Annotated in this window: 24 protein-coding genes, 1 tRNA gene, 1 pseudogene and 1 riboswitch; of the genes and pseudogenes, 14 read left to right on the forward strand and 12 right to left on the reverse strand. The window is 61.9% G+C overall.

From position 1 onward, the window contains the following. The first annotated feature begins 200 nt into the window (after positions 1-200). From QZY01_RS04680 to QZY01_RS04715, 8 genes and pseudogenes are all read left to right on the forward strand, one after another. Positions 201-413: a hypothetical protein gene (locus QZY01_RS04680; protein ID WP_294533975.1), complete on the forward strand. Its 213-nt coding sequence runs from the start codon at positions 201-203 to the stop codon at positions 411-413. A gap of 349 nt (positions 414-762) precedes the next feature. After that, positions 763-1,605: a DUF1295 domain-containing protein gene (locus QZY01_RS04685; protein ID WP_294533977.1), complete on the forward strand. Its 843-nt coding sequence runs from the start codon at positions 763-765 to the stop codon at positions 1,603-1,605. Continuing rightward, complete coding sequence (locus QZY01_RS04690; protein WP_294533980.1) at positions 1,602-2,567, forward strand: NmrA family NAD(P)-binding protein; 966 nt, start codon at positions 1,602-1,604, stop codon at positions 2,565-2,567. The genes QZY01_RS04685 and QZY01_RS04690 overlap by 4 nt, the downstream gene beginning before the upstream one ends. Before the next feature lie 471 nt (positions 2,568-3,038). Next, on the forward strand, positions 3,039-3,821 hold the full coding sequence (locus QZY01_RS04695; protein ID WP_294533981.1) for a tetratricopeptide repeat protein: 783 nt from the start codon (positions 3,039-3,041) through the stop codon (positions 3,819-3,821). A 268-nt stretch (positions 3,822-4,089) separates the two neighbouring features. Then, a pseudogene (locus tag QZY01_RS04700) lies at positions 4,090-4,928 on the forward strand (IS5 family transposase). A gap of 111 nt (positions 4,929-5,039) precedes the next feature. Next, entirely contained in the window at positions 5,040-6,032 is a 993-nt protein-coding gene (gene galE, locus QZY01_RS04705; protein ID WP_294533984.1) for a UDP-glucose 4-epimerase GalE, read from the forward strand. Positions 6,033-6,245: 213 nt separating this feature from the next. Continuing rightward, on the forward strand, positions 6,246-6,863 hold the full coding sequence (locus QZY01_RS04710) for a hypothetical protein (protein ID WP_294533987.1): 618 nt from the start codon (positions 6,246-6,248) through the stop codon (positions 6,861-6,863). Positions 6,864-7,089: 226 nt separating this feature from the next. Further along, positions 7,090-8,766, forward strand: a complete 1,677-nt coding sequence (locus QZY01_RS04715; protein ID WP_294533989.1) for an MFS transporter — start codon at positions 7,090-7,092, stop codon at positions 8,764-8,766. Positions 8,767-8,863: 97 nt separating this feature from the next. Here the strand turns inward: QZY01_RS04715 and cutA are convergent, their stop codons facing one another. Beyond that, a complete protein-coding gene (cutA, locus tag QZY01_RS04720; protein WP_294533992.1) occupies positions 8,864-9,196 on the reverse strand; it encodes a divalent-cation tolerance protein CutA in 333 nt (110 codons plus the stop codon). After that, positions 9,187-10,257: a ferrochelatase gene (hemH, locus tag QZY01_RS04725; RefSeq protein WP_294533995.1), complete on the reverse strand. Its 1,071-nt coding sequence runs from the start codon at positions 10,255-10,257 to the stop codon at positions 9,187-9,189. Before hemH ends, cutA begins: the two co-directional genes overlap by 10 nt. Before the next feature lie 172 nt (positions 10,258-10,429). On the opposite strand from hemH, the gene hemN reads away from it, so the two are divergent. Continuing rightward, on the forward strand, positions 10,430-11,782 hold the full coding sequence (gene hemN / locus QZY01_RS04730) for an oxygen-independent coproporphyrinogen III oxidase (RefSeq protein ID WP_342394875.1): 1,353 nt from the start codon (positions 10,430-10,432) through the stop codon (positions 11,780-11,782). A gap of 97 nt (positions 11,783-11,879) precedes the next feature. Here hemN and QZY01_RS04735 read toward each other — a convergent pair whose 3' ends face one another. From QZY01_RS04735 to QZY01_RS04750, 4 genes are all read right to left on the reverse strand, one after another. Next, positions 11,880-12,470 (reverse strand): hypothetical protein, encoded by a 591-nt coding sequence (locus QZY01_RS04735; RefSeq protein ID WP_294533999.1) that lies wholly within the window; start codon positions 12,468-12,470, stop codon positions 11,880-11,882. A gap of 26 nt (positions 12,471-12,496) precedes the next feature. Next, complete coding sequence (locus tag QZY01_RS04740; protein ID WP_294534042.1) at positions 12,497-12,955, reverse strand: DUF1810 domain-containing protein; 459 nt, start codon at positions 12,953-12,955, stop codon at positions 12,497-12,499. A 107-nt stretch (positions 12,956-13,062) separates the two neighbouring features. Further along, the gene (ykgO, locus tag QZY01_RS04745) at positions 13,063-13,188 is read right to left on the reverse strand and encodes a type B 50S ribosomal protein L36 (RefSeq protein ID WP_012590802.1); all 126 of its coding nucleotides are present in this window, start codon (positions 13,186-13,188) and stop codon (positions 13,063-13,065) included. A 193-nt stretch (positions 13,189-13,381) separates the two neighbouring features. Further along, a complete protein-coding gene (locus QZY01_RS04750) occupies positions 13,382-14,200 on the reverse strand; it encodes a DUF2076 domain-containing protein (protein ID WP_294534011.1) in 819 nt (272 codons plus the stop codon). A gap of 430 nt (positions 14,201-14,630) precedes the next feature. Between QZY01_RS04750 and QZY01_RS04755 the strand changes: the two genes are divergently transcribed. Then, a complete protein-coding gene (locus QZY01_RS04755; protein ID WP_294534014.1) occupies positions 14,631-16,070 on the forward strand; it encodes a L,D-transpeptidase family protein in 1,440 nt (479 codons plus the stop codon). Positions 16,071-16,228: 158 nt separating this feature from the next. On the opposite strand, the gene QZY01_RS04760 is transcribed toward QZY01_RS04755, so the two are convergent. The 4 genes from QZY01_RS04760 to QZY01_RS04775 form a co-directional block, all read right to left on the reverse strand. Further along, positions 16,229-17,119 (reverse strand): hypothetical protein, encoded by an 891-nt coding sequence (locus tag QZY01_RS04760; RefSeq protein WP_294534017.1) that lies wholly within the window; start codon positions 17,117-17,119, stop codon positions 16,229-16,231. Positions 17,120-17,161: 42 nt separating this feature from the next. Then, positions 17,162-19,876, reverse strand: coding sequence for a bifunctional acetate--CoA ligase family protein/GNAT family N-acetyltransferase (locus QZY01_RS04765; RefSeq protein WP_294534019.1), 2,715 nt, complete (start codon positions 19,874-19,876; stop codon positions 17,162-17,164). Between the two features lie 217 nt (positions 19,877-20,093). Continuing rightward, complete coding sequence (locus QZY01_RS04770; RefSeq protein ID WP_294534022.1) at positions 20,094-20,501, reverse strand: Ivy family c-type lysozyme inhibitor; 408 nt, start codon at positions 20,499-20,501, stop codon at positions 20,094-20,096. 68 nt (positions 20,502-20,569) lie between these two features. After that, positions 20,570-21,775: an O-succinylhomoserine sulfhydrylase gene (locus tag QZY01_RS04775; RefSeq protein ID WP_294534025.1), complete on the reverse strand. Its 1,206-nt coding sequence runs from the start codon at positions 21,773-21,775 to the stop codon at positions 20,570-20,572. Positions 21,776-21,849: 74 nt separating this feature from the next. Continuing rightward, positions 21,850-21,930, reverse strand: a riboswitch (SAM riboswitch). Between the two features lie 160 nt (positions 21,931-22,090). Here QZY01_RS04775 and QZY01_RS04780 point away from each other — a divergent pair. The 4 genes from QZY01_RS04780 (at position 22,091) to QZY01_RS04795 (ending at position 24,562) form a co-directional block, all read left to right on the forward strand. Continuing rightward, positions 22,091-23,197, forward strand: coding sequence for a 2'-deoxycytidine 5'-triphosphate deaminase (locus tag QZY01_RS04780; protein ID WP_294534045.1), 1,107 nt, complete (start codon positions 22,091-22,093; stop codon positions 23,195-23,197). Between the two features lie 35 nt (positions 23,198-23,232). Then, positions 23,233-23,307: transfer RNA gene (locus tag QZY01_RS04785), tRNA-Gly, on the forward strand. A 68-nt stretch (positions 23,308-23,375) separates the two neighbouring features. Further along, positions 23,376-23,603 (forward strand): zinc ribbon domain-containing protein, encoded by a 228-nt coding sequence (locus tag QZY01_RS04790; protein WP_294534028.1) that lies wholly within the window; start codon positions 23,376-23,378, stop codon positions 23,601-23,603. Between the two features lie 209 nt (positions 23,604-23,812). Beyond that, positions 23,813-24,562 carry an SDR family oxidoreductase gene (locus QZY01_RS04795; RefSeq protein WP_294534031.1) on the forward strand — a complete coding sequence of 250 codons (750 nt, stop codon included), beginning with the start codon at positions 23,813-23,815 and terminating at the stop codon, positions 24,560-24,562. A gap of 73 nt (positions 24,563-24,635) precedes the next feature. Here the strand turns inward: QZY01_RS04795 and trxA are convergent, their stop codons facing one another. Next, positions 24,636-24,956, reverse strand: coding sequence for a thioredoxin (gene trxA, locus QZY01_RS04800; RefSeq protein ID WP_294534033.1), 321 nt, complete (start codon positions 24,954-24,956; stop codon positions 24,636-24,638). Between the two features lie 132 nt (positions 24,957-25,088). Continuing rightward, on the reverse strand, positions 25,089-26,258 hold a 1,170-nt coding region (locus QZY01_RS04805), incomplete at its 5' end, for a DUF3362 domain-containing protein (protein ID WP_294534036.1).

The following is a 26,258-nucleotide window of genomic DNA, read 5'->3' on the forward strand; positions in this document are numbered from 1 at the left end:
AACCGGAAATATGGCGTTGGCCGAACGAACCAGTGTCTTCGGCCGAAAACGGACCTTCGCTGGATTGAGGCCAAAATTCGTCAAGTTGACCATCCCCATCTATCCCCAAGGCTTTTGGACACCGGGATGAGTAGATCCCGTATCTGCCCCTTCACGGGACCGCCGATTAAATTGGCTGACGTTCAAGACAGGAAACGCGCATGTATTGGAATCAATTCGAAAAGGATTTTAGCCGCCTCCTAGTCAAGACCCCTCCCGAGCAGAGCGCGGCGCCGGCGGAATTTTCCCATCCGCTTGATTCAATTGCAGCCAGTCTTTCTGGCGATGATCGTCATGACGTGGAGAAAATGACGCCTAATTCCCCTGATGACAGCGGCGAGCGCAGCGACTCCTCGCTGCACTTGAGCTGCTAGGGCCATCATGACTTTATCATCGTCGAAGGAGCGCAACGCATTGGCCGACGAGAAATTCGGCTTGCCAGAAAAGCGCGCCTATCCGATACCTGACGCCAGCCACGCTCAAAACGTCAGGGCGCGTGGCGCGAGCCAAGGGTTTCGATTGCGTCCCAGCTATGGCTGCAGAAGGATCGCCGCGAGACCTGGCAACGCCTAGCTGGCGAAGTTTCCGCCGATCTGTCCAGCAATTGGCCCCCCAACTCCCCGACCTGGCGCCGCAAGCATTGCGCCGGTGAACCTCCGCCGGTTCCGTGGGCGAGAGACCGCCCGCAGCTCCTTTGGCCCGCCTTGACCCCAGGATCATGCAATGCCGCCGTTTCCAGACGCCTCTACCGGACTGCTGGCGCTGCCGTGGCAATATCCCGTCCTGTGCCTGGCGCTTTGCCTTCTCCTGTCAGCGGTTGGGTTCAAGCGGGTCGAGTATTTCGTGAGCCTTGGCTATGCAGCCTCGATCGCCGCACAGGCGGTCGCTCTCCCGCTTGTCTACCGCGATACCCTTCGAGGCTGGGCGCTGGCCCAGTCCGCGCTCCTTCTGGGCTATGGGCTGAGGCTGGGTTCGTTCCTCGTTTTGCGGGAGCGGACCGCCTCGTTCCAGACGATCAAGGCGGAAAACGCCGCGCGTGGCGCCAAGGTGAGCGGCCCGATGAAGGGCGCCATCTGGCTCGGCGTTTCGGTTCTCTATGTCCTCATGTTCCTGCCTGCCCTGCTCACGATGTCAGCGCAGGCAGCCGGGCTGGCTTTGCCGTCGGCTCCCGTCGGCGTTGCGCTGATGGCGGCTCGACTGGGCGTCGAGGCTTGTGCGGACAGGCGGAAATCGCGTTTCAAGAAGCAAAACCCAACGTCTTTCTACGAAGCCGGCCTTTTTCGCGTGGTGCGCTTTCCCAATTATTTCGGCGAGATGGTGTTCTGGTTCGGGGTCTGGATTTCGGCCATGTCGGCTTACCACGGCCTACTCGGATGGGTGCTTGGCGGCCTTGGCTTCCTATGCATCGAATTGGTGATGCTTGGCTCCAGCCGCCGCCTCGAACTGAAGCAAGACGAGCGCTACGGCGCCGGCGCGGCCTATCGGGCTTACGCGGGAAAGACGCCGATCCTGTTTCCTTTGCTGCCGCTCTATTCGCTTCGACATCTGAAGGTTTATCTCGGGTGACGCGCGGCCTGATCTGCGTTGCCGGTGCGACCGGCTACCTGGGCAGTCGGGTCGTGGCGGCGTTGCGCGCGCGTTCCCTGCCGGTTGTCGCCCTCCTGAGGGATCGCTCCAGCGACGAGAATCAGCGCCGATTGTCAGCGCTCGGGGCCGGGCTCGCCTTTGTCGACGCCGCGCGCCATGACTCTTGGGCCGAGGCCCTTTTTGGCGCGGATGTCGCGATCTCTTGCATGGCCTCGTCGAACTTGCATGTCAATGCAAGCGACGATTTCTGGGCGATTGATCGCGATGCGAATATCCGCTTCGGATGCGCCGCCCTGCGCGCGGGGGCCTCCCATGTGATCCTGGTCGCAACCTTCGAAGGACGGGCGTCCCGTAGCCTCACCGCGTTCAGCGATGCAAAAGAAGTTGCCGTCGATACGATTGGCGCGGCCTGCCGCGAGGCAGGCGCCGCCTTCACCGTCATCCGGCCGACCGCCTATTTCAGCGACCTGACCAATCGGGCGTTCGACTCGGTGCTCTCGAATGGACAAATGACCGTCCTGGGAGACGGTTCCCACCTGATCAACCCGGTCGACGGGAGCGACGTCGCCGCCTTTATCGCCGACTGTATCGACGACCCCACGAAAGCCGGGCGGGAGCATCAGGTCGGAGGTCCGGACATCTTCTCCTTCCGGCAGATCGGGATACTAGCCGCCGATGTGCTGGGACCGCCGTATCGCTTGAAAATCCGCAAGATCCCCCTCTGGTCCTTGCGGCTTGTCGCCGCGCTGGCCTCGGCTGCAGGCTGCGTATCCCGTGCAAGTCGGCGAACTGCGGCCATCCTGAAATGGATGATCTGGTCGGGCACGCATGATGCGGTTGCTGCGCCCTGCGGCGCGCGGTGGCTCCGCGACGCGTTTCGCTCCAAACGCGACGCTCTCCCGCTCGAGGCTATGATTGGGAAGCGGAGGGATCGCCAGTGAAAACGGCCCCTTGAAACGACACATGGCCGACGGCTTCGCGCCAATGCCGGCATTTCGGCGCTGGCCGGATGCACCCGTGTCTTTAGCCAAAGCCGGACCTTCGCTGGATTGAGGCCAAATCCTAATCCCGGTCAATTTAACATGTGATTTGCGCCATCGTTTTCAGACCAATCGATACGACGAGCACGACCTGGCCAATGTCCATCAAGACTTTTGTGATGATCCCAAATCCGGCTTTCGCCAACGAACTGCGCTAAGACCAAGCAATGCGAGCATCGTGAAGCCGGCCTTACACTTCCTCGAAATAAATTCTCGGCAGCCCAGAGGCCTCGATGCCGCCGGGAGTTTTTCCGCTATTTGAGCGTTCCCCCATTTCGAATAACCTGATTTCCAGACGGCGGAAACAATTGCCGCCGCAAGTCGCGGCGTTGGGAAGGGCGGCTTTGCTTATTATCCAGGCTGGAGAATTTGATGGAAAATCTGCCCTTTCAACCAGACGAGGCCACACGACACAACCTTCAGGCGCCCAGACAGTGGCGGGCGATGATTTTGATCGCGGTTCTCGCGACAGGAATGGCGGCCATCTCAGCCGGCGCTCAAAACACTCAACGCGGGTCCCCGGGGCTGTCCGACGCGATGATGCCAGGGCGAGAGTTCGACTGGATTGCGGCGACCAGAGACCCAAGGATTTACCCGTTACTTGAACAAGCTTTTTATCTGGATGAGCACAAGGACTACGAGGCGGCGATTGAGAAATACAAAAAGTTGCTGGATCTGGGAACGTTAGGCATCGGCGTCGCGCCGACGTCAAACTCGATCGCTGGCTGCTATGGGAAGCTCGGAAATTTCACCGAGGAGGTGAATTGGGCAAAAAAGGCTACAGATGCGGATCATGAGTTTCCGCTTGGCTATATCAATTTGGGAAACGGTTATGCCGGCCTTGGCGATCTCGATCGAGCTACCCGGGCCTTTACCAAATTTGTCGCTCTTCGGCCGAAGGACCCGAAGGGCTACTATAGCCTTGGCGTAGTAGCGGATCAGCAGCAGAACTGGAGCAAAGCTGAATTATTTTACCGGAAATCGATTGCGGTTGACCCGAACTTCTCGAATGGGCACTATAATTTGGCTGCCTCCTATGCGAACCAACGCAAGTTTAAGCTGGCAATTGGAGAGCTTCAGAAAGTCATAGCTCTAGACCCAACGAATGAGGGTGCGCGAGCGATGCTGACGGAAATCAAAAATCTTCAAAAGTGAACCGCCATTTTTTGCGCAGGCGCCATCGAGTTCGACGACCGGCGTTCGGTTCAAGGCGATAGCTTCGCCGATAGCCTCTTTGAGCGAGTCGGAATTGATTGGCTGAAGAAATTCGCGCGGCGCACCTCTTTGACGAAACCGCGCCGCACGTCGGCAGCGGCGCGTGCTTCGATTCGACATAATCATTAAGTGTCCGTCCGAAAAGAAGTTGAATCGCACGAGTCGTTTGTGATTCATGGAAAGCAGCCTGATTCGGGAGGGGCTGCCGATGTGGACTAGCGAGAACCGGGCGAAATACGACCGCGACAAGTTGCGTTATCCCAGCGACCTCACCGACGCCGAATGGGAGCATGTCGCGTCGTTGATTCCGCCGGCCAAGCGCGGCGGGCGCAAGCGCAGCGTCGACGTGCGTGAAGTCGTCAACGGCCTGATGTATGTGCTGAGCACGGGCTGCCAATGGCGCTATGTTCCGAAGGACTTGCCGCCGCGCAGCACGCTGTTCGACTATTTCGATCTGTGGACGTGGGACGGCACGCTCAATCGTATTCATCATACGCTCTATGTGAAGTGCCGCGAGGCGATGGGGCGCGAAGCCAGTCCGACAGCCTGCGTCATCGACAGCCAGAGCGTGAAAAGCTCGGAAAAAGGGGGGCTTGCATCGACCCGAACGGCTACGACGCGGGGAAAAAGATCAAGGGCAAGAAGCGCCATATCCTCGTCGATACGGTAGGTTTGCTGCTGCACGCGGTCGTGCATCCCGCCGATATTCAGGATCGCGACGGGGGCAAATTGGTGCTGGCGACCCTGTTCGGATTGCATCCGTTTTTGTCCAAGCTCTTCGCCGACGGCGGCTACCAGGGACCAAAGTTCAGGTCGGCCCAAAAGAAGATTTTGCCGCACCTTGTAACGGAGATCGTCAAGCGCTCCGATAACGCGAAGGGCTTCGAAGTCATCCCGCGCAGATGGGTTGTCGAGCGGACTTTCGCGTGGCTCGGAAGATGCCGCAGGCTGGCCAAGGACTTCGAAAACCTGACACGAAACGCACTGGCTTTCATCCGCCTAGCATCGATCCGCCTGATGGTGCGAAAACTCTGTTTAGAAAAATGAACTTCCCGGACAGACTCTTAGAGCTTCGCAAAAGCTCCATTGTGCATTAAAACCCGCCGCTACTTGGAAAAATCGCCGAGGAGGCGCGCCGCAAGGCAGGGAAACAACGACATGACCGTTCTCGTCACCGGCGGCGCCGGCTATATCGGCTCGCATATGGTCCTGGAACTGCTGGAAGCCGGCGAAAAAGTCGTCGTGCTAGACAATCTTTCGACCGGACGTCGCGCCGCCGTGCCGGACGCGGCCGAACTGGTGGTCGGAGATTTCGGAGACGAGACCCTTGTCAGTGAACTGATACGCCGCCGTGAGGTCGAGGCCATCGTCCATTTCGCGGCGAAAATCGTCGTGCCGGAATCGGTCGCCGACCCGCTGCTCTATTATCTCAACAATACCGCCTCCGCCCGCAGCCTGCTCGCCTGTGCGGTCGCGGAAAAGGTCAGGCATTTCATTTTCTCATCCACCGCCGCGGTCTATGGCGAGCCAGAGCAAAACCCGGTTTCCGAGGACGAAAGCCTGAAGCCGGTGTCACCTTACGGCCGCTCGAAACTGATGGTCGAATGGATGCTGGAGGACGCCGCCTTCGCCCATGACCTGCATTATGTCGTGCTGCGCTATTTCAATGTCGCCGGGGCCGATCCGGCAGGCCGGAGCGGCCAGTCCTTCCCCAACGCCACCCATCTCATCAAGGTGGCCGTGCAGGCCGCTCTCGGGCTGAGGCCGGACATGGAAGTATTCGGGACCGATTATCCGACTCCCGACGGCTCCTGCCTGCGCGATTACATCCAGGTCACCGATCTCGCGCGCGCCCACATGGCCGCGTTGCGGCATCTGCGCGCCGGGGGCGGCAATCTCACCTGCAATTGCGGTTATGCGCGCGGCTATTCGGTACTGGAAGTGATCGAGACGGTGAAACGCGTCACCGACGTCGATTTCGGCGTCAGGATTTCAGGCCGGCGCCCGGGCGATCCGGCGGCGATCGTCGCCGCAAATGACAAGGCGCGCGAAATTCTCGGCTGGACGCCGGTCCATGATAATCTCGACGAAATCGTTCGGCAGGCTTTCGAGTGGGAGAAGAAGCTTCAGGCCGAGCAAGCAGCGCGATAGCGGATCGGCGGTCTTTGACGAGACAGGTTGCTCATCGGCCCTTCACGGGGATTGGCCGCCTCCCGAAGCGGGGTCATCCGGCGAGCCGCTTTTCGACTTGAAAATCGCTACGGACGAGCGCAAAATTAAATTATCTGGAGTCGTCCTCCGGACGAATGTCGATTGAAATAAGCTTTTTGAACAAGGCTGATACAAGACAGGATTGCAACGGCCATGATTGCGGATCGCGGCTCTCTTTGGTTTGGGCATGGGAAAGAAGAACAACTTTTCTATCCTTTCGGGATAAAGGGGAAAGGCTATAGTGTTCCCGTGGATCAGCATAGAAGAATTGTGGTTTGGACCCAATGGCGCGCCCATCTGCCGCTCGTCCTGATAACGATTTTTTTCCTGCCGGCGATTGGATTTTGGGGCCCGACCCTATCGGCCTCGGGCCGGTTGGAAGCGGGAACGCTCGCCCTCTCGACTGTGGTTGTTCTTGTTGCAGCTCTGGCGAGCGCTTGGTTTGTCGACCGGGCGGCCTATGCCTGGCTGCTCCGAGGATGCTCGGCGCTCGACAGAATGCCGACGCGCGCGGAACGAAAGGCGAGTTCCGGGCAGGTCACGCAATCCTTCGCAAATCGTAATTTTGCCCCGCTTCCGATCCGTTTATTGTGTCTGACGGTCGGTCTGGCGACTATCATTCTCGGTTTGGCGAATGGCGATCTCTGGATGATGCTGTCCGGACTGCTTCTTGCCGCGTTGTTTGCGCTCGACGTTCTGAAAGACAGTTGCAATCGGGTTCATGTCTGGCTTTTGAACGACTTTGCCAATATGAAGCGCGACGATCCATGAGGCGGTTGCGCCCACTGCGATTGAACCATGCCGGCGCACGAGCCTCGCAGCCCGCCCTGTCGCCAACGCCCTCGGCGAAACATGTTGCGGACTGCACTTCGCCGTTTCCGGCAAATGGCCCCTCAGCGCTGTTCATCCATGTGTCGGTCGATTTTCGCTCAAACCGGCCTCCGGAAGTTCGGACTCGGCGCGCGACAGATCAATTTCAACGCTGGAGAATTGGCAAATGACCGAGGCCGCTCTGACGTCGCCGGAAAGCCAAAGCCGACCGATGACATCGCAGGAAAAACGGGTCATCTTCGCCTCATCGGCGGGCACAATCGTCGAGTGGTATGATTTCTTCGTTTACGGCTCCATGGCCTCGATCATCGCCAGGAATTTTTTCTCCAACATCAACCCGACGGCAGCCTATATTTTTGCTCTTTTGGCCTTCGCCGCCGGCTTTGCCGCGCGTCCCTTCGGCGCCCTGATTTTCGGACGGCTTGGCGACCTGTTCGGGCGCAGATATTCCTTCCTGCTTACCATCATAATCATGGGCGCCTCGACATTTTTGGTGGGCCTGTTGCCCAATTTCAACGCCATTGGCTTTGCGGCCCCGATTCTTCTGGTGCTGCTGCGCATGATCCAGGGCCTGGCGCTCGGCGGCGAATATACCGGCGCAGCCGTTTATGTCGGCGAACATGCCCCGCAGCGCAGGCGGGGTTATTATACGTCGTGGATTCAGACGACGGCGAGCCTGGGCCTGCTGCTTTCCCTTGCCGTCATTCTCGGAATCAGGTCGGCAATCGGAGATGAGGCATTCGAAAACTATGGCTGGCGCCTCCCCTTCCTCTTTTCCTTCTTCCTGCTCGCGGCCTCGATCTGGATGCGGCTGCGCCTGAGCGAATCCGTCGCCTTCCGCCAGATGAAGTCCTACGGGCGGGGCTCCCGCCAGCCGGTGATCGAAACCTTCGGCCGATGGAGCACCGCCCGGATCGCGCTCATCGCCTTGTTCGGCGGCACGGCGGGTCAGGCCGTGGTCTGGTACACGGGCCAGTTTTACGCCCTGTTCTTCCTGACCCAGACGCTCAAGGTGGACCATAATGTCGCCAACCTGCTGGTGGCCGGCGCTCTCATCCTTGGCGCGCCGTTTTTCGTGCTGTTTGGCTGGCTGTCGGATCGCATTGGCCGCAAGCCGGTGATTCTGGGCGGCTGCCTGCTGGCCGCCCTGCTCTATTTCCCGATTTTCAAGGCGCTCACCATCGCCGCAAATCCGGCTCTGGCGCGGGCCGAAGCCACGGCGCCGGTCAGGGTGATCGCCGATCCGGCGCGCTGCGCATTCCAGTTCGATCCGATCGAAGACGCCGAATTTCGCAGTTCCTGCGATCTGGCGAAAAACGTGCTCGCCAACGCCGCAGTAAATTATTCGAACGAGACCGCCCCGGCGGGGGCGCTCGCACGAATCGCGATAGGTGGCAAGGAAATCAAGTCTTTCGAAGGGTCCGACCTTTCGCGCGAAGACTTTTTGCAAAAGCGCGCGGCGTTCGAAGCGGAGCTGACTTCGGCGATTGTCGCCGCCGGCTATCCGTTGCGCGCCGATCCCGCGCAAATCGACAAGCCGATGGTTCTGGGCCTGCTGACGGCGCTGATCGTACTCGTCGCCATGGCCTATGGACCGATCGCGGCGCAACTGGTCGAACTTTTCCCGACCCGCATCCGCTGCACCGCGGTCTCGCTTCCCTATCACATCGGCAATGGCTGGTTCGGCGGCTTCCTGCCGCCGCTGGCCTTCGCGATGGTCGCCGCCAAGGGCAATATTTATTTCGGCCTGTGGTATCCGATCGGCGTCGCGCTGATGACTTTCGTCGTCGGAGTGCTGCTGATGCCCGAAACAAGGGAACGCGACATCTTCGCAATTGACTGATTTTTTGCGTTCCACGAACTGCCGAGCGCGGCTCGGAGCGGGTTGACGCCCATTCCAGATTCTAATGGAGCGGATCGCTCTTGCGGACCGGGACGTTTCAACCTTTTGCCCGGGCCACCGCCTGCGCCAGCCATTCGAGATAGGCCGCATCCCCGGCGAGGATCGGCAGAGCGATGATTTCCGGCGTCTCATATGTGTGAAGTGCGCGGATCGTAGCGGCGATTTCGTCGAAGTCCGCGGCGCGCGCCTTGATCGACAGCGACCACTCGTCGGCGCGCTCGATGGCGCCCTTCCAGACATAGCGGCTGTTGACCTGGTGGACCTGCACGCAGGCCGCGAGCCTTTTTTCCAGCAGCGCCTGGGCGATTTTTTCGGCGACGGATTCCCGGTCGGTCGTGGTCGTCACCACGCAACAGGCGCTCATATCCATCCGGCCAGCTCCCGGCGCAACAGGTCGGCGAGGACGTCGAGCGCTTCCCTGCTGTCGTTAAGACAGGGGATCAGCGCGAAATTCTCGCCGCCGTCGTCAAGAAAAGCCTCGCGGTTCTCGCCGTCGAGCTCCTCGAGCGTCTCCAGACAATCGGCGAAAAAGCCCGGCGCGATCAGGGCGATGTTTTTCGTCCCCTGCGCGGCCAGGCCTTTCACCGTCTCCAGCGTATAGGGCTGCAGCCATTCCTTGGGTCCGAGGCGCGACTGGAAAGTCATGACGAACTTGTCCGACAGGCCGGTCGCGTCGCCGAGCAACCTCGTGGTCTTGGCGCACTGGCAATAATAGGGATCGCCCTTGTCGAGATAATCCTTGGGGATTCCATGCCAGGAGACGAGAATCTTTTCCGGTTCGAAATCCAGTTTCGCGAGTCCGTCGCGCAAGCTTGCGGCGACAGCGGCGATATAGGCCGGCTGGTCGTAAAAAGGCGCGGCGATGCGCAAGGTCGGCTGCCAGCGCATTTTCTTCAGTGTGTCGAAGGCGCGGTCGGCTACCGTGGCGCTGGTCGCCGCGCAATATTGCGGATAGAGCGGCGCCACCAGCAACCGGTCGCAGCCCTGCTCCTGCAGGGCCTTTATCCGCGACGCCATTGATGGCCGGCCATAGCGCATGGCCCAGTCGACGACGATGGCGCCGCCGGCGTCGCCGAGGCCGCCCGCAACGATCCAGCCGCCGAGCTTCTCGCTCTGCGATCTGGTAATGGTTTTCAACGGCCCCTCATCGCGCTCGACATTCCATATTTTCTGGTAATCGCGGCCCTTGCGCGACGGCCGCGTGGTCAGGATGGCCAGATGCAGCAGCGGCAGCCACAGCGCGCGCGGCGCCTCGATCACACGGGGGTCGGAAAGGAACTCGCGCAGATAGCTCCTCATCGGCCAATAGCCGGTCCCCTCGGGCGTGCCCAGATTGACCAGCAGCACGCCGATCCGGCCGGAAGCGACTGGGGGATGCTCTGCCGGCAGATGAGCGACTTGGGGACGATCTGGAACGGCGGCTGAGGACATGGATTGACTTTCGCAAAATTCCGGCATGACTGTTTGGTCCAAAAATCCCGGTCTGGCAATTGGCGGCCAGACGCCCGGAACGGCGGTTTGCATTGCGGCGCCTTTCGGCGAATTGCGCCGGAGTTTGATTCGCGTCAAAGTGGCGCGTGGGTGTCCATGTTAGGGGTGGATAATGAGCGTGCTCTCTTCCAATCTTGTTCTCGCGGAAAAGTCGGTCCCTCGTTATACGAGCTATCCGACCGCGCCGCATTTCTCCGCCGGCGTCGGCCCGGAAACCTACCAGGGTTGGCTCGCCTCCCTGCCGGTGACGACGCGCCTGTCGCTTTATCTTCATGTTCCCTATTGCCGGGAGCTATGCACCTATTGCGGTTGCCACACCAAGGCGACGCGCAAGGACGAACCGCTCAAGGCCTATGCGGAATTGCTTTCCCGAGAGATAGATATGGCGGCGCGTCAAACGCCGGCGCGCACCGTCGTTCACGCCCATTGGGGCGGCGGCACGCCGAGCCTTTTGGGCGGCCCGCGCCTGCTCGCCCTGACCGACGCCCTGCGCAGCCGCTTCGCCTTCGCGCCCGACGCCGAAGTCTCGATCGAACTCGACCCGCGCCATGTCGATAGCGAAATGATCGACTCCCTGGCCGTTGCGGGCGTCACCCGCGTCAGTCTCGGGGTGCAGGATTTCAACCCGCATGTGCAAGAGGCCATTGGCCGCGTCCAGTCCTTCGAGACGGTGGCGCGGGTGGTTGATCTTCTGCGGCGGCGCGGCTTCGCCGCGATCAATCTCGATCTGATGTATGGCCTGCCCTATCAGCGCGAAGAGGATGTGGTCCGCACCGCCGAGCTCGCCGCCTCGCTCAAGCCGAGCCGGCTCGCCCTGTTCGGCTACGCCCATGCGCCCTGGTTCGCCAAAAGGCAGAGTCTGATCGATTCCGCCGCTTTGCCCGCCGCCGCCGAGCGTCTCAAACAGGCTAACATCGCGCGGAAAACGCTGACCGATCTTGGCTTTACCGCCATCGGCCTCGATCATTTCGCCATGCCGGACGACCGTCTTGCCGTGCTCGCGCGCGACGGTCGGCTGCGGCGCAATTTTCAGGGCTACACCACCGATCTGGCCGATGCGCTGCTGCCGTTCGGCGCCTCGTCGATCGGCCGCCTGCCGCAGGGCTATGTTCAGAACGCCGCCGACGTCGCTTCCTGGCGGCGGGCCATCGAAGCGGGAAAATTCGCCACGGTCAAGGGCGCGGTTTTCTCGCGCGACGACCTCGCGCGCGCCACGGTGATCGAGCGGCTGATGTGCGATTTCAGCGTTGATTACGGCGAGATCGCCGCGGAATGGTTAGGCGACGACACGGCTTTCGACGCCGCCCAGCCGGATTTGGCGCACTTGATCCAGGAGGGCGTTGCGACCCAAGAGGGGAGGCGGGTCACCATCACCGAAGCAGGTCGTCCGTTCCTGCGCCTCGTCGCCAGCGCCTTCGACGCCTATCTTCCCGCCCGAGCCGCCCGCCACAGCGTCGCTGTCTAGAGCGTTTTCATGTTTCGTAGTCCCTGAAAACGCTCTAAATTTCTGTTCAATCGCATTTTCTTCTTCCGAAAAGTCCGCAACTTTTCGGAACGATACCCTAGATTTCCCGGCCTTCGACCTGGCGCTGCAATGCCTCGGTTTCCTCGCGCAACGCATCGTTGCGCGGGTCGAGCGCGAGGGCGCGGCGCATCAGGTCGAGCGCCGGCCCGTCCTGCCGTTTCTCACGCAAAAGCTCGGCCAGTTCGACCATGGCCAGAAAATCGCGCGGCTCCTCCCGCAGGGCGCGGTCGAGGTCGCGCATCGCCCCCTCGCCATCGCCGTGCGCCGCCGCCGATTGCGCCCGGCGCCGCCAGCCGAGCGACCAATCCGGATAGAGCGCGACAATGCGGTCGAGCAGCGCCGTCGCCGGCGCCTCCAGCCCGCTTTTCAGCGCGCTTTCGGCGCGGGCCATCAGCAGGTCGGCGGTCGCCGAGCCCCGGCGCGCCCAGACCCGTTCGATAAGAGCGCGGATCGGTTGAGCGCTCTCCGCATCCGGCGCCTGAGCCAGCCTAGCGAACAGATCGTCTATGATTTTGGCCCGGGGCGGCGCATCCGAAGGAGCCGCCTGCTTTGGCGGCGCCGGCGCGTCGGCGCGCGCGCAAAACGGACCCGAAAGCAGAACAAGGCCGGCGAAAACCAGAAAATGCAATAAGCGAAATCCGCGCATACAACAATCTAGTCCGATTTTCGCTCCGCCGCCAACAGCGGAGAAAGGCGAGCGAGCGTCAGAGGGTCGCTCTCGCCGCCGCAAAATTCTCGCAAGGCGACTGCAAAGGCCGCCTCCGACGGCGCGACCATGGCAAACAAGGTCATGCAGGAGCGAAATTTCAGCCAGTCGGGATCGCCGAAAATCCGCATCAGGTCGCGCGATTCGCAGGCGTTGACCAGATCGGCGCATTCGCGCAATCGCGCGCCGAGAACAGGATGGGCGAGAAAGGCCCGCGCCTCCGCCAGCGAATGGATCGCATAAAAATCGGCGGTCGGCGAAAAGCCGAGCCCGGTGAATTGCGGAAAGACGAACCACATCCAATGGCTATTTTTGCGCCCGGCGCGCAATTCGCGGCGCACGGCGTCCATTGTCCTGGCCTGCGCCTCGACGAAACGGCGGAGGTTGAAAGGATCGTCTTGCGGCATCATGACGAAATCCGGGAAAAACGCGCGGCGCGCGGCGGCATCATAGCGCTTGCCCCAAAAACAAAAACCCCGGCATGGCCGGGGTTTTCATGTTGAATAGCGAGGTTTCAGCCCTGGCGGGCCTTGTAGCGCTTCTGCGTCTTGTTGATGATGTAGACGCGGCCCTTGCGGCGGACCAGCTGGTTGTCGCGATGGCGACCGCGCAGCGATTTGAGAGAGTTGCGGACTTTCATGGTAAACCCCGGGAGCATTGGCCGGGGTGCTCCCTCAGCCGGAAAATCGAGCCGGTGCTATGCCCGATTTACCTGCCGCAAGCAAGCCCCGATTGGCTTTTCGCGGCTTTTTCGCGTGAGGCGAAAGATTTTTTCCGCCAAGAGATGATTCGCCCCGCCGGGTGACGTCGGGCGGGGCGTTGGGGAGATCCGGTCAGACGTCGCTGCCGAAATCGTCGTCGCCGCCGGAATAATCGTCGTCGGACACATCCTGGGCGTCGTCGGAATAGTCGTCGGAATTGTCGCCCGGGCGGCGGTCGTCATAGTAATTATTGATGATCGTCTCGCCGCCGCCCGTCCCGGCGCCGCCAAGTCCGCTTGCGCCGCCAAGTCCCGCGGCCCCGCCAAGTCCTGCAGCGCCGCCAAGTCCCGAAGCCCCGCCAAGTCCCGAAGCCGCGTTGGCGTGGCCGCCACCCAACAGACTGCCGATCGAATTGGCGAGCAGCATGCCGCCGGCGACGCCCGCCGCTGCGCCAAGCGCGCCTTTGAGAAAGCCGCCGCCCTGGGGCTGCGGCGCGGAGCCAAAGCCGCCCTGAGCCTGGGCCGGTTGACCGGGGGCTTGGCCCCAGGGACCGCCCGGAGGCGGCGGCGGCGCATAGGCCGGTTGCTGCGGGGGAGCGCCCCAAGGATTGGGAGCGGGCTGCGGCGCCGGACGCGGCGCGGGCGCGCCACCGCCGAACAGGCCGCCAAGAAATCCGCCGGAGCTTGGACGCTCCGCCTGGGCCTGCGATTGCGCGTGGAGTTGGCCCTGCAACTGCCCGACCTGCGCCTGCAAATCCTGCAATTTCTTTTCGGCGGCCTGCAAAGCCTGTTCCTGCACGATCACCGCCTGAGAAAGCAGATAGGGCGCATAAGGTTGCGCGCGCACGGCTTCGGCGATGAAATTTTCGGCGTCGCGATCGCGGGGCGCATTGGCCTGGCCGCGCACGCGTTCAAACAGATCGGAGAGCAACTGGCGTTCTTCGGGTGACATGGCGCACTTCCTCTGCGGCGAACGGCCCATCGTTCGAGGGCCGGACCAACGGAATATGGGCGGCGCCCGCGAGGATGCAAAGACGACGGCGGATGAAATTTCCGTCATGTTCAAGAAAGGCTTGAGCGCGGCCCGCGCCGGAGCCGTAAAAAGGCCACACAAAAGCGGAATTGACGCTGCGCGACGCAAAAACCCGGCGGAGAAGCTTGGCAAGCGGCGGCGCTTCAGTCTTATAGCAAATTTCCATCATCGCGATCTTTCGCGAATGTGGAACCCTTGCGCGGCCTGAATGACGTCGGAAGACGCCCGCCTGGCGTTGGGGCTATCTGGCGCCTGCGCGCCTGACCGAAACGCGAGGTCGTGACCTCCGGGTTTCGTTATTGTTCGGTCGCTCCCCTTTGAGCGGCGACGGTTGGGAGAAGCCTTGATCATGACGCGCGCGAAAAACTGGATTGGATTTCTGGCGGCTGCGGGATTTTGCGCCGGACCTGTCGCCGCGCTCGCGCAGAGCCCGCTCTCGCCCCAGCGGATCGAAAGCCAGCCGCTGCTCCCGCCGCCGACCGCAGCGCCAGCGCCAGCTGCTCCTGCCGCCGCCACACCCGCTCCCGCAGCAACGCCGGCGGCGCAGGCTCCCGCTGCGCCGGCGGTCCCCGAACCGGTCGCGCCGACGGGGGACGCGCCCTCGACCGCCGGGGCCGCGCCTTCGACCGCAGACGGGGCGCCCGCGCTGCAACCCAAGCCGAAGCCCAAGCCCAAGCCCAAGCCGGCCCCGCCGCCGCGGGAAATGGCGCTTTCCGACGATCCGACGCCGGTTCTGCAGCCCGAAACCTTTTTCGCCACCGCCAAGGCCTCCGAACGCTACGCCAATATCGTCGACGCCGGCGGCTGGCCGGTCGTTCCGGGCGCGCTTTCGCCCGGCGCCAAGGGTCCGGGCGTCGTCGCCTTGCGCCGCCGGCTGGCGGTCGAGGGCGACCTGACCGGCGCGGAAGGCGCCGGCGCCGCCTGGAGCCCGGCGCTGACCACGGCGGTGAAGCGTTTCCAGTTTCGCAACGGCCTGAAGCAGACCGGCGTCGTCGCCGGCGCGACTTTGCGCGCCATCAACATTTCCGCCAATGTGCGTTTCAAGCAATTGGCCTCCAGCGCGCAGCGGCTGGCGGGAATGAATTTCACCTTCGCCGACAAATATGTGGCGGTGAACCTGCCCTCGACCGCCGTGGACGCCATCGAAAACGGCGTCGTCGCCCGGCGCTATGCCGCCATCGTCGGCGGCCCCGAACACCAGTCGCCGCAGATTTCGGCGAAAATCGTTGCGGTCAATCTCAATCCGACCTGGACCGTGCCGGAATCGATCATCAAGAACGAGATCATTCCGAAAATGCGCAAGCAGCCCAATTATCTGTCGCGCGCGCGGATCAAAATCCTTGACAGCCATGGCGCCGAAATCAATCCGCACGCCATCGACTGGAATTCCGCCAAGGCGGGCAATTTCACGCTGCGGCAGGATTCGGGCGCCGGCAATTCGCTCGGCCTGATCCGCATCGCCATGCCCAATCCCGACGCGGTCTACATGCACGACACGCCGTCGCGCAATCTGTTCGCCAATGATTACCGCTTCCTGTCGCATGGCTGCGTGCGCGTCGAAGGCGTCTATGACCTTGCCGCCTGGCTTTTGCGCGGCGCGCCCGGCGCGCCTTCCGGCGAATGGACGCGGGACGCCATCCAGAGCCGTATCGCCGCTGGCGCGCGCGAAGACGTCAAGCTGCCGAAAGTCGTACCGGTGATCTGGGTCTACATGACCGGCTGGGCCTCCGCCGACGGCACCGTGCATTTCCGCGACGACGTTTATAATGTCGATACGGTCGGCGGGTGACCCTATTGCCTGTGCCTTTAGTGCGTTTTCCAGCTAAATGAAATCCTGATCGCGCGAACCGAAGGTCCGCGCCAGCGAATAAAATGCGTAAAAAAAGAAACTGGAGCCCTCTGATCCCATCGGATCGGATCGCCAAGAGATCTGAGAACTTTGCTAAATCATGGCTTTTTCGGCTCGTCTTCCGTTGCATAGGAACGAACAAGATTCAGAACGAGTTTTTCGGACAGTCCCGAAGCCAAAGCAACTACCACCATCGCATAACTGTTTTTGACAGAGAAAATTCCGCCCGCCGCCACAAACAACGCCACCACCGCCGAAACGGCGCCCATGCATAGACGTAGAGCAGTCACCTGCCAGGAAGCAACCAATTCCGGAATTCGGAAAGACCCCTTTTGATTCGCAAAATCGGTCACAGCGCTAATAGTTGCTCCAAGAAAACCGCAAATAGCAATAAATATTAAAAAATCCAGATCGAATTTGTCTGGCCCAGAAGTTCTTAATATATCGACACCACAAAAATAGAGCATAAGGTACAGCGCGACCAAAGCCCCAACCATGCATAAAACTAGCTGCGCAGTCGTGATCTTCCGCAAATTATCTTTATAAGCCTCATTATGGAAATGTTCATTTAATATTTCAGTAGCTGCGCGCAGATTGTACCTTACATCTGCACCCGTTTTTGGTAGATCCAATAATTTATTTACGGCTTCTCTCCGCCATCCTGACAATTTATGGTTCGCTTCAGACCGCAATGCGATCACAGATGCTTCAACTTCATTTTCTTCTAAAAATAGAATAACCTCGCTCTTAAGTGCAAGAAATAGTTTCCATCCGGCATCAACATGACCACGATTCGCTTTATCTCTTGCATCGCTCAACCAGAGAAGCACCAAATCTTTTTTATCGGCAGATAAACCGTCATAATTCGTAAAAGAGATCGAGCTTTTCAAAACGAGCTCATAAGCGTCGATCGACGAGACAAGACGTGCGATTCGTTTGCCTCGCGTTCTCCCCGGCCATAGCGCGGAAATATCGTAATTTTCGATCATCGCTCAAACACCTGTTCAGATTCAGGAATCGACGGGACACGGTTATGGCTTGCTCTCGGCCTCGGTCGGCGGATTGGCGAGGTCGAGAATCACTTTCTTGACGCCATGTTCCTGCGGATCGTCGACGATGCGGAATCCAAGCGCCTGGCACATCGACAGCATCGGGCCGTTTTCGTTCATGACCTGCCCCTCGACCTCCTTGATTCCCTCCTCGCGGGCGAATTCGATCATGTATTTCATCAGTTTCCAGCCTAGCCCCTGACCTTTCAGGTCGGAGCGCAGCAGAATCGCATATTCGCCATGCTCGCGGTTGGCGTCGAGCATGAGCCGCACCACGCCAAGCATCAGGCCGGTCTCCTCCTCCACCGCGACGCAGACGAAAGAGCGGGCGTAATCGATCTGGATCAGACGCGCGATGAAGGCGTGGGTGAATTCCTTCACCGGCGCGAAGAAGCGCAGCCTGATGTCCTCCGGCGACACTCGGGGGAAAAAGACCTTGTACATTTCCTCGTCTTCGGGCCGCACCGGACGCAATTGCACCGGCGTGCCGTTTTTCAGGGTCGTACGGCGCTCCTGCGCCTTGGGATAAGGCGCGATGGCGAAGCGGGGATTGCCGCCCGAGACGGTGCGTCCGCTGAACGGCTCCACGGCGACGCGCGCATCCACCACCACCACGCCAGCGGCGTCGGCCAGCACCGGATTGAGCTCCAGTTCGCGAATTTCCGGAATATCGGCGGAGAGCTGCGATATTTTCACCAGCAGCAGCGCGATGGCGTCGAGATCGGCGGCCGGCACGTCGCGGTAATCGCGCAGGGCGCGCACGACTTGCGTCTGTTCGATCAGGCCCCGCGCGAGCGCGAGGTCGAGCGGCGGCAGCGCCAGCGCCTTGTCGTTGATCACCTCCACCGCCTTGCCGCCGCGTCCGAAAATGATCACCGGGCCGAAAGTGGGATCGTCGGTGACGCCCATCACCAGTTCCCGCGCATTGGGCCGCCGCACCATCGGATGTATGGTGACGCCGTCAACCCGCGCGTCGGGCGCCTCGATGGCCATCCTTTCGAGCATTTTCGTCGTCGCCTCGACCACATGTTCGACTGAACGCAGATCGAGCACAACCCCGCCAACATCGGATTTGTGCACGATGTCGCGCGACATGATCTTGACCACGCAGCCGCCGTAACGACCGATCACCAGTCGCGCCACTTCCGCCGCCTCCTCGGGCGTGCGCGCCAGCCGCGCCGGAGCGATGGGAATGTCGTAGGCTTCGAGCAGGCCGGTGATTTCCACCGGCGCCAGCCAATGATGGCCGCGCGCGATCGCCTGCTGAACGATGGCGCGGGCCTTGGCGGTATTGGGCGCGAAATCCACCGGCAGCGACGGCGGCGCCGCCATCAGCGCCTCATGCGCCTTGCGCCAGTTTACCATATACATAAAGCCCGCCACTGCCCCGCGTTCGTAATGCGGAATGCGCGCGCCCTCGAAAATATGCCGGGCTTCCTCGTTCGCCCCGTACCAGACGGCGAACACCGGCTTGGCGTTGATCGACCCCTTGCGGTAGCGCTTGACGGCCTCGACCGTCGCCCGGGCGACGTCAACGCTGTCGACCAGCACGGTAGGCGAATGCATCGCCAGCACCGCATCGTTGGCGCGGTCCTGCAGGAGGAGAGACAGGACCTCGGCATATCGCTCCGGGCTGGCGTCGCCCGACACGTCCAGAGGCGCCGAGCCGCTCCAGCCCTCGAGCAACAGCGGCTTCAGCTGGTCGCGCGTCGCCGGCGAGATGTCGGCGAGCCGGCCGCCGAGATCGAGCAACTGGTCGATCGCCAGATAGCCGACGCCAAGCCCGTTGGTGAGGATGGCGAGGCGGTCTCCGGGAAATTGCTTCAGGCGGCCCAACGCCTCGGCGGCGTCGAACAGGCCGTCGATGTCGGGCACGCGCAGCAGGCCGGCGCGACGGAAGGCGGCGTCATAGACAGCGTCGGTCGTCGCCAGATTGCCGGCATGGGTGTCGGCGCGACGCGACGCCTCGTGGCGGCCCGACCGCACCACGATGACCGGTTTGACCCGGGACGCGGCGCGGGCCGCCGACATGAAACCCTTGGCGTCCTCGATCTGCTCGACATAGAGCAGGATGGCGCGGGTCGTCGAATCGAGGGCGAAATAATCGAGCAGATCGTCGAGATCGATATCGGCCTGATGGCCGAGCGAGGCGAGACCCGAAAAGCCGATCTGGTTGGCGTGTCCCCAGGCGATGATCGCGCCCATCACCGCCGCCGATTGCGACAGCACCGCGAGATCGCCCGGCAGCGCCGGTTGCGCCGCGAGGCTGGCGTTGAGTCTGGCGCGCGGCGCCACCACGCCGTGGCAATTGGGTCCGAAAATACGGATGCCGCGCGCTAAGGCGATGGCGCGCAATTGCGCGAACAGCGAATCGGGGCCGGGGCTGGGATCGTCGGTCATGACGATGACCGAGGAAATGCTCAGATCGGCCGCTTCGTTGACGATGGCGGCGACGTTTTCCCTGGGCGAGATGACGATGACCAGATCGGGCGGCGCGGGCAGTTCGCGCAGGCTCGCATAGCTCTTGCGGCCGGAGATTTCCTCGTGGCGCGGATTGACGACATAAATCACCCCGGCGAAACCCGCCGAAACGATATTGTCGAGCACCGCCCGGCCGGCCGATCCCACCCGGCTGCTCGCGCCAACCAGAGCCAGGGATTTCGGTTGGAAGGCTTGCTCCAGTCCGCGTGTGCTCATCGATGATCTCCAAGAGAGCCGTCGGCGCGAAACCATAAGCGCTTTTTCAAGGCAATTCACCTTCAAAGCTTGACCGATAATGCAAGGAAATTAAGACAGAACGCGTGCGCGGCGCGGCCTGGAAAGCGTTATCGGGCGGAGCCGCCGGGAAGACGATCGATCGATCCCTTCAGCGCCTTGTTCTCGCGTAACGGTCCCGTCGCGGCCTCGCGGACCACTACTCCCGAATTTTCCGCTCCAGCAGGCCGCGAGCCTCCGCGTCAGGCGCCCCGAAGTAACGATGGCCGACGCCAAGCGTTTGCGACGCCAGCAGCCCCGAGGCTTCGGCCCCGTCGACGGCGATGAGAAAGGCGGCGAAATTGCCACCGCAATCGTGGGGAATGCAGGTCTTGCCATAAAGGAATACTTTTCCGCGCATCGAAACCCGCTCCAACGGCCCGGCCGTGCCTTCGAGGGCGGCGATCCAGGCCTGTTTGCGATAGTCGGCCGGCACGATGCGCCGCCACGCCGCCATGGCCGCCGGATTCGCTTTGGCGATCTCGTAGGGATAATTTTGAGCCCCGGCGGCAGAAATTCCGGTCAATAAAAGGACGGCGGCGAGAGCGGGCGACAGAGCGGAACGCATGCGGAAGCTCCCGGGGAGATATCGTTTTCCAGCAGAAAAACCTGCGCTTTTCCGCAGTAAGAAAAGAGTCAGACCGCCGCCAGACCCCGGCGCAGATCGTCGAGCAGGTCCTCGACATCCTCCAGCCCGACCGACAGGCGCAACATGCCGGGACCGATCCCCGCTTCCAGCCGCGCCGCGTCGGTCAGGCGCTGGTGGGTGGTCGTCGCCGGATGGGTCACGAGACTTTTGGCGTCGCCGAGATTATTGGAAATCTTGATGATTTCGAACGCATTGGCCATGCGGAAGGCCTCTGGCTTGCCGCCCGCGACATCGAAGGCGACCATGGTCGATCCGCCCGTCATCTGCTTTTGCGCCAATTCATATTGCGGGTGATCCTTGCGTCCCGGGTAATAGACGCGGGCGATTTTTGGCTCGCCGGCCAGAAAATCCGCGATCTTTTCAGCGTTGGCCTGTTGCTGGGCGACGCGCAGCGGCAAGGTCTCAAGCCCCTTGAGCAGCACCCAGGCGTTGAAGGGCGACATCGCCGGGCCGGTCTGGCGCAGGAAAACGTGAATATTTGTATCGATAAAAGCCTGCGAGCCTAGAATGACGCCGCCGAGGCAGCGCCCCTGCCCGTCGATGTGCTTGGTCGCCGAATAGACCACGCAATCGGCGCCGAGTTCGAGCGGCTTCTGCAACAGCGGCGTGGCGAAAACATTATCCACCACCAGCGTCGCGCCGACCGCATGGACGATTTCCGCGATGGCCGCGATGTCGAGCACGCCGAGGCCGGGATTGGTCGGGCTTTCGAGAAAGGCGGTTTTGGTGTTGGGCCGCAGCGCCGCCTGCCATTGCGCCAGATCGAAACCATCGACCAGGGTGGTTTCGACGCCGAAACGCGGCAGCAGGTCCTGCACAATATAGAGACAGGAGCCGAACAAGGCGCTCGAGGCGACGACATGATCGCCCGCCTTGACTTGCCCCATCAGCGACGCCGTCACGGCGGCCATGCCGGTGGCGGTCGCGCGCGCCGCTTCGGCGCCTTCGAGCAGCGCCATGCGGTTCTCGAACATGGCGACGGTGGGATTGCCGAAACGGCTGTATTGAAACCCTTCGTCCTCGCCGAGAAAGCGCTTTTCCGCGACTTCGGCGCTGTTGTAGACGAAGCCCTGTGTCAGGAACAAAGCCTCGGAGGTTTCGCCGAAAGCGGAACGCGAGGCGCCGCCATGCACCATTTGGGTGCGGGGCCGGAGCGTCCTGGCGTCGATGGCGGGGCGGTCATAGGCGGTCATGCAGCATCCTCAAGCGCGGGCGCCAGAACCAATTTCGCTCCTTCGGCAGCGAAAAAGCGCGGGGCCGCTCCAAATTCGAGGCAAGCCCGGCCTGTTTAGCGCGTTGTTTCTGCGTGGCGGCAAGCCGGCCGGCTCAAATGACCACAAGCGCTTCTACGCCCGCAACCGCGCCCGGTCAACGCGGGCCTGGCCCTGACGGGATGCGAAATCCGCGCCAGGCGAATTGCCCCGATGGGGCGCTGTACCTTTATTGCCGCGCGCTTTAGAACTATTTTCGCGAGCGTTTCCTTCGGCTCAAGGGGTTTTTTCGTGGCGATTCAGGCGGCGACCGAAGCACAGCAAGGCATTTTCGCAGCCCACCAGATCGCCGCCCTCGCCGAGTCTGGCGCGATCAAACCAGGCTGGCCCTTCGCGGAAAACCAGATTCAACCGGCGAGCCTCGATCTGCGGCTGGGCCGTCGCGCCTGGCGGATGCGCGCGAGTTTTCTGCCCGGCGCCCGATCGGTGGCCGAGGCCATCGCGCGGCACGCGCTGCACGAAATCGAACTTGGCCCCGGCGCCGTGCTGGAGACCGGCTGCGTCTATGTCGCGGAACTGGCGGAAAGCCTCGCCTTGCCCGCCGACATCGCCGCAGCCGCCAATCCGAAAAGCTCGACCGGCCGCATCGACGTCTTCACCCGCGTCATCGCCGACCGCGCCCGCGCCTTCGACACGGTCGAACCCGGTTATCGGGGGCCTTTGTTCGCCGAAATCTCGCCCCGCACCTTTCCGATTCTGGCGCGCTCGGGCTCGCGCCTGTCGCAGATCCGCTTTCGTCGCGGCAATGCGCGGCTCGACGACAGCGCCCACGCCGCGCTGCATGCGCGCCAAAGGCTGGTTTCGCTGGAAAACCCCGATTTCGTCGGCGGCGTCTCGATTTCCATCGACCTGTCCGGTTTCGGCGACGACGGTCTGATCGGCTATCGCGCCAAGCGCCACACCGGATTGATCGACGTAGACAGGTCCGACGCCTGCGAAATCGCCGATTACTGGGAGCCGGTTTTTTCCGGCGGGCGCGGCGAACTGGTGCTCGACCCCGGCGAATTCTATATTCTCGCCTCGAAGGAAGAAGTGCTGGTGCCGCCCGACCATGCGGCGGAAATGAAGCCTTTCGACGCCCTTGTCGGCGAATTCCGGGTGCATTACGCCGGCTTTTTCGATCCCGGCTTCGGCGCGAGCGAGGCCGGCGGCGCCGGAGCGCGTGCGGTGCTGGAAGTGCGCTCGCATGACGTGCCGTTCATTCTCGAAGACCGGCAGGCGGTGGGGCGGCTGGTCTATGAAAGGATGGCGCAGATTCCGCGCGACCTTTACGGCGCCGGCCTTGGATCGAATTATCAGGCGCAGGGGTTGAAACTGTCGAAACATTTTCGCGGCGCCCGTTGAAGCCGGGCTTTGCTCCGGCTATGAAGGAGGAGCAAGCGGGCGTAGTTCAGTGGCAGAACGACAGCTTCCCAAGCTGTATGTCGTGAGTTCGATTCTCATCGCCCGCTCCAGGAACCTGGGCCGCCCCAAACTCCGGCAAGACCTCAGAATCCCCGGTTATGCTGTGCAAGGATTTAACATGCCGATCTATGGCTATCGATGTGCGAAATGCGGCGAGACCTTTCAGACTTTGGTGCGCTCCGGCGAGACGCCGTCCTGCCCGTCGTGCGAAAGCGTCGATCTCCAACAGCAATTGTCGTTGATCGCTTCTCCCGCCAAGGGTGGCGAAAGTGACGCCGCCTCCTGCGCCAGCGCAGGCGCCGGACCGGGATGCGCCGCCTGCCCCGGCGCCGCGATGTTCGGCTAAGTCTTTTTTGAGCCTTTCCTTCGCGGAACCAGCTTCCACTTCGCCTGAACCGAAGGTTCAATTCAGCGAACAGGCTTTTGAGCCGGCAAGTTTTCGACTACCCGTCCATCGGCTCTCCGGCCTATAATTCGCGCGCGCGGACCCGCCAAAATTCTGGCGCGCGCTCCCACGCCCAATTCTGAATTGGGCGCAATCGATCCGGGGTTTCGATGAAAACAATTCTCGTCACAGGCGCCACGTCCGGATTCGGCGCCGCCTTCGCCCGCCGCTTCGTGGGCGACGGCCACCGCGTCATCGCCACCGGGCGGCGGGTCGAGCGCCTCAAGGCGCTGGCCGACGAACTCGGCCCGGCCCTTTACGCCACGCCCCTCGACATGACCGACACGAAAGCCATCGCCGAATTCGTGGCCTCGCTACCCGAGGAATGGCGCCAGATCGACGTGCTGGTCAATAATGCCGGACTGGCGCTCGGCCTCGGCCCCGCCTGGGAGGCTTCGCTCGCCGATTGGGACCGGATGATCGCCACCAATGTCACCGGCCTCGTCCATCTGACCCGCGCCGTGCTGCCGCAGATGGTCGAGCGCAATGACGGCCTGATTCTCAATCTCGGTTCGGTGGCCGGCGACTATTCCTATCCCGGCGGCCATGTCTATGGCGGCACCAAAGCCTTCGTGCTGCAATTCTCGCTCAATCTGCGCTCCGATCTCGCCGGACTCAATGTGCGCGTGACCAATATCGAGCCGGGCATGGTCACGGGTTCGGAGTTTTCACAGGTGCGTTTCGGCGGCGACGAGGCCAAGGCGGCCACGGTCTATGCCGGCACCCAGTCGCTGACGCCGGAAGACATCGCCGAGACCGCCGCCTGGCTGGTGTCGCTGCCGCCGCATGTCAATATCGACCGAATCGAATTGATGCCGACCTGCCAGGCCGGCGGCGGTTTTGTCGTCAAGCGGGCGTGAACGGCGGCCGGCGACACAAAACAGCCGCCGTGATCGCGGCGGCTGCTGTGCGCGTAGAAAGCGATGCGGCGTGTCAGATCGCGGCGTTGATCCATTTGGCCAATTCGCCCTTGGGCGCGGCGCCGACTTTTTGCGAGGCCACCTTGCCGTCCTTGAACAGCAACAGGGTCGGAATCGAGCGGATGCCGAGCTTGCCGGCGACGGCAGGATTTTCATCGACATTGAGCTTGACGATCTTGACCTTGCCCGCATATTCGCCGGCCAGTTCCTCAAGCGAGGGGCCGATCATCTTGCAGGGGCCGCACCATTCGGCCCAGAAGTCGACGACGACCGGTTCGGCGGATTGCAGAACATCGGCCTCGAAGCTCGCGTCGGTGACTTTGACCGTGGACATGAAAACCTCGCAGGTGAGGGAAAAACAATCCCTGTCGATGGGAAAGAAGGTGAGGCGAACGTAGGTAGCGGGGACCGAACCGTCAAGCGCGCCGGCGCCTGTTCGCGCTTGCGGGACGGCAAGGGCGCCAAATCATTTCCCGATCACGCCCTTGGTCAGGAATTTTCGCGCCTTGTCGTTTCCTTGCCCCTGGCGAAGGCGCAGGCCCTCGCCCTTGCCGCCGCTTCCCGCCGGCTGCCAGTTCGGCACGAGCTGGTGCTTGCCCGGCCCGATCAGGTCGGCGCGGCCCATGCTTTTCAGAGCCTCGCGCAACAGCGGCCAGTTTTCCGCGTCGTGATAGCGCAGAAAAGCCTTGTGCAGGCGGCGCTGGCGCAGGCCCTTGATGGCATCAACCCTTTCCGAGGCGCCATGGCGCACCGGTTTCAGCGGATTGAAGCCCGAATGATACATCGCCGTGGCGAGCGCCATCGGCGAGGGCAAAAAGGTTTGCACCTGGTCGGCGCGATACTTGTTGCGCTTGAGCCAGAGCGCCAGCTGCATCATGTCCTCGTCCGTCGTCCCCGGATGAGCGGCGATGAAATAAGGAATGAGGAAATATTCCTTCTTCGACTCGCGCGCCGCCGCATCGAATAATTGCTTGAATTTCTCATAGGCGCCTATGCCCGGCTTCATCATTTTCGACAAGGGTCCGGCTTCGGTATGTTCGGGCGCGATCTTCAGATAGCCGCCGACGTGATGGGCGACGAGTTCGCGGATATAGGCAGGGCTCTTTACCGCCAGATCGTAGCGCACGCCCGAGGCCACCATGACTTTCTTGACGCCGGGGATCTCGCGCGCCTTCCGGTAAAGCTGGATCAGGGCTTCGTGGCTGGTGTCGAGATTCTTGCAGATGTCGGGATAGACGCAGGACAGCCGCCGGCAAACGGCCTCGGTCTCGCGGTCCTTGCAGGCCATGCGGTACATATTGGCGGTCGGCCCGCCAATGTCGGAAATAATGCCGGTGAACCCTTCCGTCTTGTCTCGGATGGTCTCGATTTCCTTCAAGATCGATTGCTGCGAACGGCTCTGGATGATGCGGCCTTCGTGTTCGGTGATCGAGCAGAAGGAGCAGCCGCCAAAACAGCCGCGCATGATCGTCACCAAATGGCGGATCATTTCCCAGGCCGGGATTTTATCTTTGCCGTAGGAAGGATGCGCCGCCCGTGCGTAAGGCAGGTCGTAAACCGCGTCCATTTCCGGCGTGGTCAGCGGAATCGGCGGCGCGGTGAGCCAGACGTTGCGGTCGCCGTGCCTTTGCACCAG

Origin of the sequence: uncultured Rhodoblastus sp. (genome assembly GCF_903903185.1) — a bacterium.
Classification (GTDB): Bacteria; Pseudomonadota; Alphaproteobacteria; order Rhizobiales; family Beijerinckiaceae; genus Rhodoblastus.